This is a genomic window from Prevotella brunnea (assembly GCF_008016795.1).
Lineage (GTDB): Bacteria > Bacteroidota > Bacteroidia > Bacteroidales > Bacteroidaceae > Prevotella > Prevotella brunnea.
Genome location: NZ_SDIK01000004.1, coordinates 1 through 17,640, shown reverse-complemented (window position 1 = coordinate 17,640; position 17,640 = coordinate 1). Strand labels below are relative to the sequence as shown.

The 17,640-nt window shown below is 45.2% G+C and carries 11 protein-coding genes; all 11 read right to left on the bottom strand.

The window, feature by feature from the left end:
- Nucleotides 1-319: 319 nt before the first annotated feature.
- The 11 genes from ETF27_RS00325 to ETF27_RS00275 all read right to left on the bottom strand — a co-directional run bounded on the left by ETF27_RS00325 (nucleotide 320) and on the right by ETF27_RS00275 (nucleotide 17,068).
- Nucleotides 320-1,696 carry a tryptophanase gene (locus ETF27_RS00325; RefSeq protein ID WP_130830371.1) on the bottom strand — a complete coding sequence of 459 codons (1,377 nt, stop codon included), beginning with the start codon at nucleotides 1,694-1,696 and terminating at the stop codon, nucleotides 320-322.
- A 172-nt stretch (nucleotides 1,697-1,868) separates the two neighbouring features.
- On the bottom strand, nucleotides 1,869-3,866 hold the full coding sequence (locus ETF27_RS00320) for an LTA synthase family protein (RefSeq protein ID WP_147785303.1): 1,998 nt from the start codon (nucleotides 3,864-3,866) through the stop codon (nucleotides 1,869-1,871).
- 48 nt (nucleotides 3,867-3,914) lie between these two features.
- Nucleotides 3,915-5,774, bottom strand: coding sequence for an ABC transporter ATP-binding protein (locus ETF27_RS00315; RefSeq protein ID WP_147785302.1), 1,860 nt, complete (start codon nucleotides 5,772-5,774; stop codon nucleotides 3,915-3,917).
- Nucleotides 5,775-5,982: 208 nt separating this feature from the next.
- Complete coding sequence (miaB, locus tag ETF27_RS00310; RefSeq protein WP_147785301.1) at nucleotides 5,983-7,314, bottom strand: tRNA (N6-isopentenyl adenosine(37)-C2)-methylthiotransferase MiaB; 1,332 nt, start codon at nucleotides 7,312-7,314, stop codon at nucleotides 5,983-5,985.
- A 425-nt stretch (nucleotides 7,315-7,739) separates the two neighbouring features.
- Nucleotides 7,740-8,756, bottom strand: a complete 1,017-nt coding sequence (locus ETF27_RS00305) for an acyltransferase family protein (protein WP_240048084.1) — start codon at nucleotides 8,754-8,756, stop codon at nucleotides 7,740-7,742.
- A 105-nt stretch (nucleotides 8,757-8,861) separates the two neighbouring features.
- Nucleotides 8,862-10,892, bottom strand: coding sequence for a type IX secretion system anionic LPS delivery protein PorZ (porZ, locus tag ETF27_RS00300; protein WP_147785300.1), 2,031 nt, complete (start codon nucleotides 10,890-10,892; stop codon nucleotides 8,862-8,864).
- Nucleotides 10,889-11,779, bottom strand: coding sequence for a glycosyltransferase family 2 protein (locus ETF27_RS00295; protein ID WP_147785299.1), 891 nt, complete (start codon nucleotides 11,777-11,779; stop codon nucleotides 10,889-10,891). Before ETF27_RS00295 ends, porZ begins: the two co-directional genes overlap by 4 nt.
- A gap of 10 nt (nucleotides 11,780-11,789) precedes the next feature.
- On the bottom strand, nucleotides 11,790-12,365 hold the full coding sequence (locus ETF27_RS00290; RefSeq protein ID WP_130830365.1) for a non-canonical purine NTP diphosphatase: 576 nt from the start codon (nucleotides 12,363-12,365) through the stop codon (nucleotides 11,790-11,792).
- A 79-nt stretch (nucleotides 12,366-12,444) separates the two neighbouring features.
- The gene (locus ETF27_RS00285; RefSeq protein ID WP_130830364.1) at nucleotides 12,445-13,425 is read right to left on the bottom strand and encodes a YitT family protein; all 981 of its coding nucleotides are present in this window, start codon (nucleotides 13,423-13,425) and stop codon (nucleotides 12,445-12,447) included.
- Between the two features lie 75 nt (nucleotides 13,426-13,500).
- Nucleotides 13,501-16,368, bottom strand: a complete 2,868-nt coding sequence (leuS, locus tag ETF27_RS00280) for a leucine--tRNA ligase (protein WP_147785298.1) — start codon at nucleotides 16,366-16,368, stop codon at nucleotides 13,501-13,503.
- Between the two features lie 382 nt (nucleotides 16,369-16,750).
- Nucleotides 16,751-17,068 carry a heavy metal-binding domain-containing protein gene (locus ETF27_RS00275; protein WP_147785297.1) on the bottom strand — a complete coding sequence of 106 codons (318 nt, stop codon included), beginning with the start codon at nucleotides 17,066-17,068 and terminating at the stop codon, nucleotides 16,751-16,753.
- Nucleotides 17,069-17,640 lie beyond the last annotated feature (572 nt).

Here is a 17,640-nt window from a genome sequence, read left to right as displayed (position 1 = left end):
TTTAGCGGACAGTAATATTACAAAATGTGTCCCCAACACAGTTTTTGTAATATAATTTCATGGTGCCGGGCAGGTAGAATGTTCGCCATCAAGCGTCTGCCATACACCACCTGAATGCGAATTGAAGATATACGCCATATAGGATTAGAGGGAAAGCACGTCAAGTCTTCCATACCCTTCTACCAAATTAATAAACTATAACGCACCACCACTCACGCCTCGGCATGCCTCATTCGATGGCTCATGCCTCGTTCTATAATGCGGAACAGCCTTATTTTCCGGCTGTTCCGCATTTTTTTTCTTTCAAAGTCGCAATGTCTTAACCCAATCGCTTGAGCTTCACGGTGAAGTGACGCATCAATGGCGCCTCCCATTCTATTGCCACTCCGCGTTTGATCTCCTTGCGCCGGTCGTAAACGTTCTTGAGTGCCGCCGCAATCACATTCATGTGATTATCAGTATAAACACGACGCGGAATACAAAGACGCACAAGGTCGAGTCCTCCAAAGCGGTTTTCGCGCGTTACGGGGTCACGGTCGGCAAGCATGTATCCTATTTCGCAAGCACGTATTCCTGCCTCCAGATATAACTCGCAAGTAAGTGTCTGAGCCGGGAACTCCTCCTTTGGTATGCAATCCAACACCGTGTCAGCATCCACGAAGATGGCATGCCCGCCTGCCGGTCGCTGATAAGGTATGCCGTATTCATCGAGTTTTCCGGCAAGATATGCCACCTGATGAATACGCGTGTGAAGCATGTCGAACTCGGTGTTTTCTTCCAGTCCCACTGCCAAAGCATTCAGGTCGCGACCATTCATTCCGCCGTAAGTGATGTAGCCTTCAAATGGAATGCAGAAGAGTTTCGCTCCCTCAAACCATTCTTTGTTGTTTGTGGCTATGAAGCCACCCATGTTCACGAGCCCATCCTTCTTTGCCGACATGGTCATGCCGTCCACATCCTTATACATCTCAAGCGAGATTTCCTTGATGCTCTTGTCGGCATAACCTTCCTCACGAGTTTTAATGAAGTAGGCATTTTCGGCAAAGCGCGCGGAATCCATTACCACCGGCACACCATATTTGTGGCAGAGCGCAACGGTGTCCTTGATGTTCCTCATGCTCACGGGCTGACCTCCTACCGTGTTGTTAGTTATCGTCAGCACCATGAAGGGCACGTTGCCCTTGTTCTCGGTTAGCACCTTTTCCAATTTCTTCAGACACACATTGCCCTTGAACGGCACTTCGAGCTGAGTGTCTTTTGCTTCATCTACGGTTACGTCGATTGCCGTTGCTTTGCGGCTCTCAATATGTCCTTTTGTCGTATCGAAATGAGCATTGCCGGGTATGATGTTACCCTCTTTCACCAAATAGGAGAAAAGCACATTTTCTGCGGCGCGTCCCTGATGAGTGGGAATGACATACTTCATGCCGAAGATGCGCTTTACCACGCTTTCAAACTTATAGAACGACGTGGCGCCGGCGTAGCTCTCATCGCCCAACATCAGTGCCGACCATTGTCTGTCGGACATGGCACCCGTACCGGAGTCGGTGAGGAGGTCGATATAAACTTGTTCGGATTTCAACTGAAACACGTTGTAGTGTGCTTCCTTGAGCCACTGTTCGCGCTCTTCGCGCGTGCTTTTGTGCATGGGCTCCACCATCTTAATTTTCCACGATTCTGCAAAAGGTAATTCCATAAATCTTAGGTGTTTAGTGTTAATAATAAATATTTTAGTCTGAAAGCAATTGTCCAAATGCTTTTTCACACTGACACAAAGATACGGATAAAAAAAATAATTCGCGCTTTATTTTAGTAAAAAAGTGTTTACTTCGCCCCTTGCCCCACCATCGTTAAGAAAGGGAATGATACTATCGCTCTCCGGTTTCGGAAGGAGGCAGCAATCGGTCGTTCACCATTCTGTACATATACTGATGGATGACTGCTTTCAGCTCTTGCTCCATTCGTGCTTGCCAGGGTACTTTTCCCACGAGATTGTGCCGCATGAGTCGGTCGGAGAGTCTGTACATACCTTTCACCTTCTCACCATCGAATTGCAGGGTACAATCGTTCTTGGTATATTGGTAAACGCCGTTGATATAGTTCAGCGCGTAGGTGTCTTTGGAGGTCGTATGAAACAAGTCGCAACCGAAGGAAAGATAAGGTTTGTTGTAGCCCAAGATACCAAACAAGGTGGGCATGATGTCGATTTGTTGCGCGATGCCGGGACGCATTCCCGGACGTATTTCCCCCGATGGGTCGTAGATGATGAAAGGTGCTGCAAACTCTCCGATTTCGGTTTTGTACTCAGGATGGTTGCTTTGGTTGGTGTGATCGCTTGTCAGGATGAATATCGTGTTCTTAAACCATGGTTGTTTGCGTGCCGAGTCGAAGAATCTGCCAATCGCCATATCGGTATAGCGAATACATTTATGAATGGGCAATGTCCCTTTCGGGAACGTCTTTTCGTATTGTTTCGGCACAACGAACGGATGATGGCTCGAAACGGTGAAGAGAGCGGTCATAAACGGTTGTTTCATCTCTCCCATCTTCGCGCAGAAGTATTGCAGAAAAGGCTCATCCCAGATGCCCCAATTGCCATCGAAGTCGGCATCTCCGCCAAATCGTGGGTCGGCACTGTAGTCCTGTCGTCCGTAATAAGCTTGAAAACCTATTTTGTTGGCAAAAGCTAAAAAACCCATTGAACCGCGATTGGCACCATGGAAGAAAGCCGTTTGATAGCCCCACTTAGACAAATAGCCCGGAATGCCCATATAAGCATTCATGGATGCCGGCGTGAGCACGAAGGGTTCGATGAACATCGGGATGCCACAGAGCACGGAAGGCATACCGTCGATGCTCTTATGTCCGTTGGCGTAGGAATGCTCAAATACACAACTTTGCGCAATGAGCTTATCTACGTTTGGCGTATATCCCTTGTATTTGCCACCTTCTAGCTGCTTGTTGTAGGCTCCGATGTATTCGCGTCCGAAACTCTCGACAATCAAAATGACCACGTTTTTCTTTTTCGCAACGGCATTGGGCAGTGGTTTTTTAATGGGATTGAAGAGTTGTGCCGATGCTTCCGGAGAGGAAAAGTAATCGGGAACGACAAAAACGCTCTTTCCGATGGTGCGTATCAGCGAAAAAGGGGTGTTGAGAACAAGCGCGCAATCAATGGGGCGCGAAACGTATTCGTTGGCGTTATTGATGGTGATGGGACGCACACCACTCTGCAATCCACCTCGGGCACCGCCCACACACAACACGGCGGCAATTAGGAGACAGAGGAAATTGATGCCTGAGAATTGCCACCTCCGGCGAGGTGATGAGAAATGGAAAAGGCTGCTATCGGGCATTCGGTAGCATTTGAAAAGCAGCCACGTAACCACGATGAAGAGAAGCAGAAGATACCAATGTCCCACAAGTTCGGTTCCGATGATGGAAGCGAGGTTATTCTCGTTGCCGAACTCTCGAAAAACGCTGGTGGTGGTGCGCCGGAGGGTAAAGGGAAAGTAAACGGAATCGATGAGATTAAGAGCGAAACAGAATGAGTTCAACACAACAAAGACGGCGCGACAGAACTTATGGTATCCGAGAGCTTCTTTCATCCATAGGGGTAAGAGCATGAGGAGGATGTAGAAAGCGTTGGAGTAAACGATGGCGGAGGTGTCGAACAACAAGCCACCACGCAGCAATGTAGGCAAATCGCTCCAAGAGAAGCCCACGCTGAAGATGCCGTAGTTTTCCAAGAAATAAGCTACGCGCGCCATAAAAAACACAATATACGCCAACAGCAAATTCATAATCATTGCCACTGCCGGCTTTAAGGAAAGAAAAACTATGTTTTTATTGCTCGTTGTTCTCATTTGATACAAGGATATGGTGTCCGAATAAAAAAAGCAAGAAGTCCGGAATTAGATTTCCTGCATATCGTGCAACTTCTTATAATATCCATTCAATCTCATCAGCTCCTCGTGTGTGCCACGTTCTACGATTCTGCCTTCGTGCATTACGCAGATTTCATCAGAGTTTTTGATGGTGGAAAGCCGATGGGCGACAGCGATGGTGGTGCGCGTCTTCATGAGTTTGTATAGCGCGTCCTGAACAAGTCGTTCGCTTTCGGTGTCGAGAGCCGAAGTAGCCTCATCGAGAATGAGTATAGGAGGGTTTTTCAAGATGGCACGCGCAATGCTCACTCGTTGTCGTTGCCCTCCCGACAAACGCCCTCCACGGTCGCCGATACAAGTTTCATAGCCTTTTTCACTTTGGGAAATGAACTCGTGAGCGTTAGCTATCCTTGCTGCTTCGCAGATGTCCGCATCGTCAGCGTTGGCTCCAAACGTTATGTTATTTTTGAATGTGTCGTTGAAAAGGATGGCTTCCTGATTGACATTCCCTATCAGCTTGCGCAAATCGTGCAGTCTGAGGTCTTTCACGTTTATGCCATCGATGAGCACTTCGCCCTCTTGCACGTCATAGTATCTGGGGATGAGGTCGAGCAAAGTGGACTTTCCGCTTCCGCTCTGCCCTACCAAAGCGATGGTTTTACCTTTGGGAATGACGAGGTTAATGTCTTTCAGAATCCAATGACGGTCTATCTTTCCCTCGTTATCCTTCACTCCGTCATAGGCGAAACTAACGTGTCGGAATTCTATTTCGTGCTCAAATCCGGCGATATGCTTCGGTTGCTTTATCTCTTTTATCTCAATCTCTGCTTTCAGAATCTTATCGATTCGCTCCATGGATGCCATACCTTTTGCAATGTTATAGCCTGCTTTCGACACCTCCTTGAGCGGATTTAAGATGCTATAGAGTATGACCATATAGTAAATAAAAGTGGGACCGCTGATAACAGGGTACTCGCCCAAGACGAGGGTGCCGCCAAACCACAACACGATGATTATCATAATGGTACCCAAGAACTCGCTCATCGGGTGTGCCAACTGTTGGCGAATGTTCACTCGCATGATGTCATCGCGATACATGGAATTGATGCGATCGAAACGTTCGTTCATCTTTCCCTCGGCGCAGAATGCCTTGATGATGCGCAATCCGCCCAGTGTCTCTTCCACTTGGCTCATGGTGTCGCTCCAAAGGGCTTGTGCCGTGATGCTGCTTTGTTTGAGTCGTCTGCCCACAAATCCCATAAACCAAGCGAAAACAGGAACGAAGAGAAGGGTGAAGATGGTTAATTGCCACGAAATGACGATAAGCGTAACGAAATAGATTACGATCAAGATGGGATTCTTGAAGAGCATATCAAGCGATGCCATGACAGAATTGTCCACTTCCTGCACGTCTCCGCTCATCCGCGCAATGATATCGCCTTTTCGTTCCTCGCTGAAGAAACTCAACGACAAGGAGGTTATCTTGCGATAGAGATGGTTTCGCAAATCGCGAACCACTCCCGTGCGAATGGGGATGATAGATGCTGACGCAAGAAAATAAGAACCTGTTTTCAGAAGGGTGAGAAATCCCATCGCCAATCCTACGATAAGGAGTGTCGTAGCCGGACCCCAGCTTGTTACGAATATCTGCGTGTAATAATCGGCGTTATTGGAAAGCACGTCTTTCAGTGAGCCTTCGCTCCACGACATGATGTGTGTGGCACCCGTACCGGAATCTACCTTGAAGAGAATTTGCAACAAAGGAATGATGGCTGCAAACGAGAAGATATTTAATATGGCAGATAGGATGTTGAAAAACACCGCTCCCATAAGATAATTCTTATAAGGCGGGATAAATCTGCGCAATACTTGGATAAAATCCTTCATGAAATACAAAGATATAAGTTTCGGAAGAAACTAACAAATTTTTATTTATTTCGTTGTCTTGAATTATGATTTTTTATCCATGATGAGAGCTTACGGAAGTTTTCCTGCGAAAAACGATCCCTTGTCACCTGCCGTTTTCACCTTTCATGGAAAAGCCATTTCTCTCAACAACCGGGCATTTGCAATGCCAAGGATAGATGCCGGACGACTAATCCCCTATCTCGCCCATCAGCGTTGCCGAGCTGGAGCTTGTAATTCTCACCTTGACGGTATCGCCAATGTGCAGGTTTCCGCGTGGCACAATCACTGCCTTGTTCTGCTCCGTGCGTCCCATGAGCTGTTCGCGACTGCGCTTGCTGAAGCGTTCGATGAGCACTTCAAATTCTTTCCCCTCATCCTCTTTGTTGCGTTGAGCCGATATTTCTGTCTGGAGCTTGATGAGGCGGTTCAGGCGGTTCACCTTTTCCTCTTCCGAAACATTGTCGGGCAGATGCTTCGCGGCGTATGTGCCGGGGCGTTCGGAATACTTGAACATGAAAGCGGAGTCGAATCGACACTCGCGCACCAGGGAGAGCGTCTGCTCCATGTCGTCGGGCGTTTCGTCGTGGTAGCCCACGAAGATGTCGGTGGTCAGTCCGCAATCGGGGATAATGCGCCTTATGGCAGCCACTTTCTCCAGATATTCCTCTCGAGTGTATTTGCGATTCATCAGTTTGAGCACCTTGCTACTGCCACTTTGCACCGGGAAATGAATGTGTCGGCAGATGTTCGGCTCCTCTGCCACGGCATGCAGAATATCCTCCGTCATGTCCTCGGGATTGGAAGTGGAGAAGCGCACACGCATATCCGGAACATTTCGCGCCACTTCGCGCAGCAACTCGGCGAAGGAGGTACCCTCATCGGGACGCTTTCCGTTGGGCAGCAACCCGTATGAATTAACATTCTGTCCAAGCAACGTAACCTCCTTGAAACCGCGGTCGTGCAAATCGCGCACCTCGCGCAGGATACTCTCCACGTCGCGCGAGCGTTCGCGTCCGCGTGTGAAAGGAACGATGCAATAATGGCAGAAGTTGTTGCAACCGCGCATGATACTGACAAAGCCCGATACACGATTTCCACCGATGCGTTGCGGAACAATGTCGCGATAAGTCTCCGTGGTGGATAAATCTACATCCATGGCTTTATGACCGTTCTCGCAACGTGCAATCATCTCCGGCAAGTTCAAATAAGCATCCGGACCGCAAACAAGGTTGGCATAATAATTTTCTATCAAGTCCTTGCGCACGCGTTCTGCCATGCAACCCAAGACACCGAGGATGAGGCTCCTACCTTTTTTCTGTTCGGCATGGAGCGTCTCGAGCCGATTGTAAATCTTATTCTCGGCATTCTCGCGGATGGAACATGTATTCAGGAAGATGGCGTCAGCCTCTTCTTCCTTCTCGCAAATCTCATATCCTGCCATTCCCATGATGGAAGCAACCACTTCCGAGTCTGCCACATTCATTTGACAGCCGTAGGTCTCTATAAAGAGTTTCTTCATGAAGCTAAAATATTCCCAAAGTTAAGATGCAAAGGTAAGAATTTGTCGGCACACTCGCAAATCTTTTCACGTTGCGTGAAAAACATTGTCGGCACGATGAACAGAACAGAGCAAAAAGTCAGCAATAAGGGGGGAAAATTAGCACAGAAAAAATCTATTGATAATCAGACACTTACAAATCACATTTCAAAAGCTTAGCTTTTGCGCTTCAATACATGACCTTTTGCATTGCAAAAGCTAAGCTTTTGGAAAGTGAAAGCTAAGCTTTTTATAAATGGAATGAAAATTTTAGAAAACTATTGGGATAAAACGGATAAAATAATGGGGCTGAGATGCTCTTCTGTACTCAATGATATTCAAATGTTTTAGAAGATGGTAAATCGTCTTATAAGAGAGAATTTATCAATGTTACGCGGATTGTTGAATTATTGTTGCATTTTCCTGCCGGTGATGAAAGGCACGAAACGATAGATAAGCCACGTCAGAAAGGCGGTGAAAAGACATACCAAAAGATAGGCTGTCATGACCTGATAATATTCTCCGGAGTAACTCATATTCGCTTTCTGAAGCCCGACTGACACGAGCAGAGGTATTCCTCCGGAAAGGAAATAAAAGACAATGCTGCGACATCCTATCCATTCCATCCAACCAATGCTGTTGAAATATTTGGCAAGATGAACGAGAAAAAGCGTTGCGAACGTCATATCGATGACAAACACATACCAATTGGTCACGGCTATGGGCTTAATGAGTAAATTGATGTTGTTTTCATACTCATATATCTTCATGACCACTACACATAAGAGAAGAAAGGATGTAGAGAATGGGGAGTGGATGGCATTGAAAGCTTGCTCGTGTCGGTGGTAAACATAGCCGAGATAGAGGATGGGGAGTGCCATGCAGGCATTGTCTAATTGCCAATAAAGCGGAAAATGGCACGTGGATAACCAAACGCAACCGGCAAACGACAGGGTGACCATTGGCAACAATATACACCATTTCCCACGACTAATCCACAACAGCAAGGCAAACGCGGTTTCGGCAACCGCCAAGGCTGCTATGAACCATGATGCCTCACCTGTGAGCACGGCAAGGAACGTATTGGCAATGTCGCTACCGTGCGCAAGTGCTTTGGGAACTGCCAAGGTACAAGTGAAAATGAAGTAAGGCATCAGGATGCCACGCCCTATGGAAATGAGTTTGGAACGAAGAGAGAAACCACTGTCCTTGTGAAACAAATAGCCTGATAGAAAGAAGAAAACCACGAGCACATTCGCCACATAGAGGTTGTAGTCGATGATATTGCCGCCCGTATAGTAGATTTCCGTATGGTCCAACAGGATTGCCAACATAGAGAAACCGCGCAGCAGGTCGATCCAAGTCTTTCGTTCATGCATGGCGAGATGGTTCTTTGAATAAGAGAAAAGCAGCCTTGTATTCACGCTTTCTTAACAAGCGGAAAGCCGATGCGCCAAACAGAGAGAGCAACAATATGTAATATAAAAGGTAGAAAAACATGAGTTACCGAATGAAAGGTAAAGGGTGTTTCATCTTATAATGGCTATTTTGCATACTGTTCCGTTGTCGCCGTTTTGATCGGCCGTCTGCACCATGTAAACTCCCGACGCCACTCGCCGTCCTTTCTCATCGTTTCCATCCCATACGAAGCTGCCACCATTGCTGGTTCCCTTTGCCACAAGTGCGCCATTGGAAGTAACAATCTTGATGTCCGCGTTGTTGGTAAGTCCGACTATGGTAATCGGACCGGTATAACCGGGTTTCACAGGGTTGGGATAGGCATAAGTTACGTCCTTACTCATTTTCTCCACCGGTTCGGTTGCATCGCTCATGTAGGAGCACAATCCCTTGTCCGTACCGAAGAACACCTCACCGGTCTTGTCGTTGATGGCAATGCTCTCGATGGTGGCGGAGAGCAACGGACTGTTCGATGGCAGGAAATGATAAATTTGCTGCTTTCCGTCGGCACTAATGAGATAAACGCCATTGTTGCTTGTCCCGAACCATTTGCGACCTCCTCCATCTATCTCCATGCAAGTAATATCAACACCTGCCAACAGATAATCGGCAAGATTGGTACCATCATCGCGTGGCACTTTTATTTGCTCGAAAATCGCCTCATCAGGATGTGCCATTTCCGCTGCTCGGAGCAATAAAGGTCCGGCATTGGTGCCAATCCAAATGTCGTGATTCAAATCTTCTGCCACACATTTCACTGCGGTCAGACCTACAGTGCTTCCGTCCTGATTTACGAAACGTGTATAGGCATTCAAGCCATCGGATGAAGGCTGATAACAAAACAAAGCCGGGGCATCAAAATGTTTATTCACGAACCAAAGCAGATTCCTGCTGTCAAGCAGAGCATTGCTCAAGATGCTCAGCCCCACTCCTTTCCTCATAAGGGCTTCATGTGGGTGAGGAACCATGGTTCCATCGGGAAGAAGCTCAAAGAGTGTTTGCGATTTGGATTGACTGTTCAATATCCACAAACTGCCCTTGTCGTCGAAGCATAATCCCAAAACAAGCAAATAGTTATTGTCCAGTTCTTTGTCCTTGTCCATCGCCGGTCGTAAAGGGCTATTGTCCTTATTGAAGAAAGCTTTTAATTTCCCATTTAGGAACTCATACAAACCGGTTTTGCCACCCGCGAAGACATGTTCCGGATTCTTTGGATCGATGGCAAGGCAGTTGATATCCTGATAGCTGTATCCCGTTATACCGGAAATGTTGTCTTGGAAGATGCTCCACTCTTCATTCTCGTTGAGCACTTGAATGGTTCCCGGATGCGCCAATTCCACCATTCCCGACTCGAAAATCCCACCTGTCGTATAGAGACGGTTGTTCTTGAACTGCATGAAGAAGAAGCGATTGTATTTCGGACCTCCGGGATTGAGTGTTCTTGCCTTTGCCATCAGGTCTGGATCTGCAGCTTTGGTCTGCGGGACGTAATCCCCCACCCTCGTCCAGTTCTTCTTGTCGAGCAGATTGCTGGCCTGTGAGCCTTTGTAGAGCCCGCTTTGGCTGCCGGCAGCATAGATGTTGTCTCCCTCAACATAGGTGTAGTTGACATTGAAGCCAAGGTTATATGTGTCGCTCACTTCGGCATTGGTGACATTGAGTTTGAGAATCCCGAAACCGGTGGAGATGTAACAGAAATTACCGTTCATATAGAGGTCGTTGATGGCTTTGTTCTCGGTCATCGACTTGTTGTAATAATCTGATATATTCGTAATGTTTTCTTTCTCGTCCAATAAGTCGATGTTGCCATTGGCATAGATTATAACGAGCCGTTTGGCAGCATTGTTCCATCCTATAAAGGCGATTTGAGCATCGTTCAGCCCCATCGTCTTGTCGAAAGTGTGTATGCTGTTGTCGCTCTCGTTGTAAGCATAGAGATTGTCGGAAGCCAATACGTAAAGCGTTTTTCCACCTTTCTCCACCCAAGTAATATTGCTATATGCCATGTAGTTCTTCCATGTGGCTACCCCACCGGCTTGAACACGATGGGAAAAGAATGAAAGCAGATAAACAATGGTAAAAAAAAGAAGCCGTTTCGTCATGATTTACTCGATTCGTAATGTACAAAGTACATGAGTTTATAGAAGTTAAACAAAAAAATGCTTGGATTATTGCTTAAAAGTTGTTGTTTTATGATTCTGTGAAGGATACCATAAAGAGATGAAACGATACCACAAATGTGCATTTTCTTGAGCTTATCTATTGTGGCGAGTAATCTGGAATAACCTTTCAGCTCGTTTTTAAAATTGTAAAGTGTGCGGAGCGACTCTTCCGTCTTGGTGATAAACACATCGTTCGGCTCAAAGAAATCGAATAAGACAGGATTGTTGATATGATTTACTTTCAACTGTTTCTTCTGAAAATCCTTTCCCAACAACACATCTTCATATCCATATCCTTTAATGTCGGTGTTATATGGATTCTCTCCTATCAGTTTTTTTCTCACCATGAAGTTTGTACTGGTGTGCTGATAAGGGTGTTTTGCCCTGCTCTCCGCATCTTGCAGCTTCTCGGTTGCACACTCATAGCGATAGCGGAGATTGTTCCCCCATTTCTTTTCATCACCTCCGATTTTCAATCCGCCCACTATGACATCTCCATCGACATCAAGATAATTGCGAATGAAATGCGGATTGTCGAGCGAAAGGTCTCCATCAATGAAGAGCAGCCAATCTTTTGTGGCTTGTGAAACCAAAAAATTGCGGATGGAAGATCGTCCGATGTTCCGCTCTCTTATGATGTAGCAAACTCCTTTCAGTCTTTCTATCCGCAAATTGTGCTCTGTATAGCTCGCGATGGTGGAACCATCGTCAGCCACTATAATCTCAAAGTCGGCCTGTTCTTCCACACATTGTCGTTGCAACTCCGTAACCAATCTCTCACAGTGGCAGTTATAAGTTGGTAAAAGTATGGAAACAGACTTTTGCATGATGAGAAATCTATTTCTTTAAGTATTCCGCCAACTGCTTCACGGCGCGCGAACGATGTGATATCTTGTTTTTGATTGTCTCTCCCAACTCCGCAAAACTCTTATCGTAACCGTCGGGAATGAATATCGGGTCGTAACCGAATCCCTCACATCCCTGCTTTTCTGTGGCAATTCTTCCTTCCACTCTCCCCTCGAAAAGATGTTCCTCGTCATTAATGAACAGGGAAATCACCGTGCGGAAACAAGCCTTTCGATTGGGATTTCCATCCAATTTATCCAACAATTTTCTCATGTTGGCTTCACTGTCATGGTCAGTTCCTTCAGCATAGCGCGCAGAATGCACACCGGGTTCTCCACCCAATGCCTCAACTTCCAATCCGGTATCGTCGGCAAAGCAGTTTAAATGATATTTGTCATGGATGAAACGCGACTTAATGCTCGCGTTCCCTTCCAACGTATCAGCCGTTTCGGGAATGTCCGCATGACAACCAATGTCCGCAAGCGAAACTATCCGGAACTCATTGCCCAAAATTTCTTTTATCTCCTTGAGCTTATGATTATTGTTGGTGGCAAAAACTATTTTCATTGTTTGATATTTTAACTTAACATCAGGTATCGTGGAAGGAATGAGCCATCATGATTCCACTTCTGTAACATCCTGTTGATTATTCCTGTTGTTCGGCATAGGCATCGTCTTGCATGATGTGCGCCAATGATTTCCGGGCTTTCTTCGTGTTCACTTTCAATCTGTCGAAGCCTTCACCATAAACACCGATGACTGATGTCTGACTAATGAACGCGGAAGGATCGATAAACTTAACGATACGGAAGATGGATTGGCTCTCGTTGCGTTTCGCCATCAGGCAAATTACTTTAATGTCCTTGCCCGTGTACCAACCTTGTCCGTTTAGGATGGTGATGCCACGGTCGCGTTCTTTCATGATAGCATCGGCTATCTCTTCGTATTTCTTTGAGAAAATGAGGAATTGAACTGACTGGCGACGAAGGTTCATGACGTGGTCGAGCATGAAACACTCTATGAACATGGTGCAAAGTCCGAACACCACTTTATGAAATCGTTCCACGTAAGTACCAAATTGCGGAAAGAGCATACAAGTGCCGATGATACAAATATCCACCGCCATGAGTACCTGACCCAACGAAATGTCCTTATACTTATTCACACAAGCCGCGATAATATCCGTTCCGCCCATACTGCCGTTGTTAAGGAACACTGTTGCCATACCTACGCCGGTAATGCAACAGCCTACAATGAGCGACATAAACTCCTGCCCTTCGCCCAAAACCTTAATGAAATTTCCTTTAGCATCGACAGGCATAAGGTCTTGAGCCACTTTCAACAGGAAGTACAGGGCGAAAATGGCATAGATAGTCTTCATCATGAACTTCCAACCGAGAATCTTCAACGCAGCTGCCAACAAGATGATATTGACAATCATGTAAGTGTTCTCAATCTTGAAACCGGTGGCATAAAAGATAATGGCTGAAAAACCGGTCAATCCACCCGTAACAATCTCATAGGGCATGAGAAACACCGTGAATGCAGAAGCGTATAATATCAATCCAACTGTAATGAGGATATAATCTTTCGCCTCACTCCTAATCATTTTCTGATCTATTGTCATAGTTCTTTTATTGAGTTTTTATGGTTTCCGGTTTCTTGTTTGTACAGGAAACTCGGAAACTTTTTTTTATTAGCTTTATTTACAAACAATGTTTACTATCTTCTTTGGTACCACGATCACTTTGACTATGGTTTTACCCGCAATGTATTTTTGACTTCTCTCATCATTCACGGCAGCTTTTTCAATCGCTTCTTTATCGGTATCGGCCGGGAAAGTCATCTGAAAACGAGCTTTACCATTGAAAGAAACAGTGAGCTGCACTTCGCTTTCGGCTAAATAAGCCTCGTTGCATACAGGCCATTTCGCATCGCAAACACTGCCCTTCTCACCTATCTTTTCCCATAACTCTTCGGCGATGTGAGGTGCGAACGGAGCGATGAGGATGAGCAAGCTACGAAGCAAAGCACGATTGTCGCACTTCTGTTGTCCAAGTTCGTTCACGCAAATCATGAATGCTGAAATGGCAGTATTATAAGAGAATAGTTCTATATCGCCACTCACTTTCTTTATCAGTTTATGAACGCTTTTCAAAGATTCTTTTGAGGCTTCATCATTGGAAAGTTCTTGTTGATAAAGTTTCCAAAATTTCTTCAAGAAACGATGACAACCATCTATACCATTGGTATCCCAAGGTTTGCTGGCTTCGACAGGACCTAAGAACATTTCGTACAGACGCAGTGTGTCAGCTCCATATTGCTCAATGATAACATCGGGATTGACAACATTGAACATCGATTTCGACATCTTTTCCACAGCCCATCCGCAAACGTATTTATCGGTTTTGAGGATGAATTCCGCATGTTTGTATTCCGGACGCCAAGCCTTAAATGCCTCGATATCCAACACATCGCCATGCACAAGGTTCACATCTACATGTATAGGAGTGGTTTCATATTGATTTTTCAGTCCGCGACTTACAAACACGGGGGCTTTGGAATGATCGTCGTTGTTGATACGATAAACGAAATTCGAGCGACCTTGGATCATTCCTTGATTCACAAGTTTTTCAAATGGCTCTTCCTTGCAGCTGTATCCATAATCATACAGAAACTTATTCCAGAACCTACTGTAAATCAAATGTCCGGTGGCATGTTCCGTTCCGCCTACATAGAGATCGACATTCTGCCAATATTCATCGGCATTTTTCCCAACGAGAGCTTCCTCATTGTGTGGATCCATATAGCGCAGATAATAAGCTGAACTGCCGGCGAAACCCGGCATGGTGTTCAATTCAAGTGGGAAAACGCTTTTGTTATCAATACAGTTCTTATCCGTGAGTTGTTTGTTTGTTTCGTCCCATGCCCATACCTTGGCACGTCCCAATGGTGGCTCACCGGTTTCGGTGGGTTTGAATTGGTCAATTTCGGGCAATTCCAATGGCAGACATTCCTCCGGTATCATGTAGGGCATTCCTTCTTTATAATAAACCGGGAAAGGTTCGCCCCAGTAACGCTGACGAGAGAAGATGGCATCGCGCAAGCGGTAGTTCACTTTTACGCGACCAATTCCTTTGTCGGTAACGTATTTTTTTGTTGCAGCAATTGCCTCTTTCACACTCAATCCATTGAGTGAGAAGCATCCTTCGGTCTCCTTTACAGGACTGTTTATCACCGTTCCCTCCTTTGCATCGAAGCTCTCTTCCGACACATCGGCACCTTCTATCAATGGAATGATGGGAAGATTGAAATGCTTCGCAAAAGCATAGTCGCGACTGTCGTGAGCCGGAACAGCCATGATGGCACCCGTTCCATAACCCGAAAGCACGTATTCGGAAATCCAAATCGGCAACTTTTCGCCCGTGAACGGATTAATACCGTAAGAACCGGTGAACACCCCCGTAACCTTTCTGTCGCTCATTCGGTCGAGTTCGGTGCGTTTCTTCACATAAGCCAAATATTCTTCCACCTCTTTTTTTCGGTCGATTGCCGTCAGTTTCCCCACAAGTTCACTCTCCGGAGCCAACACCATAAACGTTACACCGAACATGGTATCTGCCCGGGTGGTAAAGATGGTGAAATGACCTTCCTCCATCTCACTCTCCGTTCCATTTTTTATAGGTAGTGGAGTGAGGCTCTTAAATTCCACTTCTGTACCTTCTGAACGTCCAATCCAGTTGCGTTGTGTTTCCTTCATCGAGTCGGACCATTGTACTTTATCAAGACCATCGAGCAAACGTTGCGCATATGCCGACACGCGCAAACACCATTGTTTCATTTTTTTCTGAACAACCGGGAAACCACCACGCTCGCTCACACCATTGACAACTTCATCGTTAGCCAACACTGTTCCCAAGCCGGGACACCAGTTCACCATCGTCTCTCCCAAATAAGCGATACGATAGTTCATCAAAATCTGCTGCTGCTCTTTCTCGTTCATGCTCAACCAGTCGCGAGCCGAGAACATTTTTTCTTCGCCTTGTGCCACATTGAGATTCAGCGTACCTTCCTCTTCAAAATGCCTGATGAGTTCAGCGATGGGGACAGCCTTCTGTTTACAATTGTCGTAACACGAATTGAACATTTTTTGGAAAGCCCATTGTGTCCAACGATAATACTTCGGATCGCAGGTGCGCACCTCCCTGTCCCAATCGAAGCAGAAACCTATCTTGTTCAATTGTTCACGGTAACGTGCTATGTTCTTTTCCGTTGTGATGGCAGGATGTTGTCCCGTCTGAATGGCATATTGCTCCGCCGGCAATCCGTAAGCATCGTAGCCCATCGGGTTCAACACGTTAAATCCTTTCAGTCGCTTGTAGCGTGCATAGATGTCGCTGGCGATATAGCCAAGGGGATGCCCCACGTGCAAACCGGCACCGGAAGGATAAGGAAACATATTGAGCACATAGTACTTCGTCTTGTCTTTATTCTCTGCTACCTTATAGGTTTTTTGCTCAACCCATCTTTCCTGCCATTTCTTTTCTATTTCCGTGAAGTTATATTCCATTCTTTATAACGTTGTTTTATTTTTGTCTAAGAAAAACAAATCTGCCTTGCTTCTTCTCTGTTTACATAGATTTAATAAAGGATATTCAGATGATTTTGCAGCGAATGCCAACATAATCCGTAACGCACTTCTATCCAAAGTGCAAAATTACAAAATTAAAAATCGATTGCAAGGGTTATTTGAAATATTTTTAATTCTTCCTTTAGTGCACGTCAAATCTCAACGATGATTTGCCCACACCAACAAGGATGCAAGTCACTGATGGATTACAATTGAAATAAGGAGTCAGGATTGGACAATCTTTTATGTATCCAATGAAACTCTGAGCAAGTTGCATTACCACAAGAACGAAAGCAACTGCGACAAAAAAATGAAAAAAAAATCAGATAACCACAGCAGTACCTGAACAACTTACCATGAGCATGGAATTGCCTTGTCCGATGGTTTCGTAATCAATGTCTATGCCCACTATCGCGTTGGCACCCATGGATTGAGCTCTATCCATCATTTCTCTTATGGAAGTGTCTTTGGCTTGTCGCAGCACTTTCTCGTAAGAATTGCTTCTGCCACCGATAATATCGCGAATGCCTGCGAGGAAATCTTTTATAAAGTTGGCACCTATAATGGTTTCTCCTGTTACTAATCCTTTGTATTCCAAGATGGTACGTCCTTCTATGGATGGAGTGGTGGTAATAATCATGATAGAAAATATTTAATTGTTATTGATTCATCGGAAAAATCTAATTCTCCGAAGTCTTTTTATCTAACGAAAAAACTAACGCAATATTTTAGTTAAAATCACTTTTTTTCTTATTCAAATTATTCGATTTTTATGAAGTTTATCATGCCTCGGAAGAGATTATATAAAAATATTTTTGTTGAATGATTATTTCGAAATAAATATAATATAATCTGTTTTATATCATATTACAGTCTATATTATAAACTATAATATTTCAATGCCAACGAAATGATGTTCAATGGGATTGTATTGAGATGGGATTATCCACTTGATTAGTTGATGATCAGGAGGGATGTATCAAGAAGAAAATCAATCTCTATTTTCAAGATACCGTCAATGTATCATCTGTATCTCAACATCTTCAGAAAAAAAAATATAAAAAGAGCGGCGATAAGTAAGCTATCGGGTTTGCAAAACATTAAATAGTGTCCTAAAAATTTTCATTCCATCTATACAAAGCTTAGCTTTCACTTTCTAAAAGCTTAGCTTTTGCATTGCAAAAGGTCATGTTTTGTCTTTTCCTGAATTCA

Bases quoted from the DNA above. Each gene is read 5' to 3' on its own strand.
- ETF27_RS00295 (WP_147785299.1), bottom strand. From the start codon at position 11,779: ATGCAAAAGTCTGTTTCCATACTTTTACCAACTTATAACTGCCACTGT.
- miaB (WP_147785301.1), bottom strand. From the start codon at position 7,314: ATGAAGAAACTCTTTATAGAGACCTACGGCTGTCAAATGAATGTGGCA.
- ETF27_RS00285 (WP_130830364.1), bottom strand. From the start codon at position 13,425: ATGACAATAGATCAGAAAATGATTAGGAGTGAGGCGAAAGATTATATC.
- ETF27_RS00290 (WP_130830365.1), bottom strand. From the start codon at position 12,365: ATGAAAATAGTTTTTGCCACCAACAATAATCATAAGCTCAAGGAGATA.
- ETF27_RS00320 (WP_147785303.1), bottom strand. From the start codon at position 3,866: ATGAGAACAACGAGCAATAAAAACATAGTTTTTCTTTCCTTAAAGCCG.
- ETF27_RS00315 (WP_147785302.1), bottom strand. From the start codon at position 5,774: ATGAAGGATTTTATCCAAGTATTGCGCAGATTTATCCCGCCTTATAAG.
- ETF27_RS00275 (WP_147785297.1), bottom strand. From the start codon at position 17,068: ATGATTATTACCACCACTCCATCCATAGAAGGACGTACCATCTTGGAA.
- leuS (WP_147785298.1), bottom strand. From the start codon at position 16,368: ATGGAATATAACTTCACGGAAATAGAAAAGAAATGGCAGGAAAGATGG.
- porZ (WP_147785300.1), bottom strand. From the start codon at position 10,892: ATGACGAAACGGCTTCTTTTTTTTACCATTGTTTATCTGCTTTCATTC.
- ETF27_RS00325 (WP_130830371.1), bottom strand. From the start codon at position 1,696: ATGGAATTACCTTTTGCAGAATCGTGGAAAATTAAGATGGTGGAGCCC.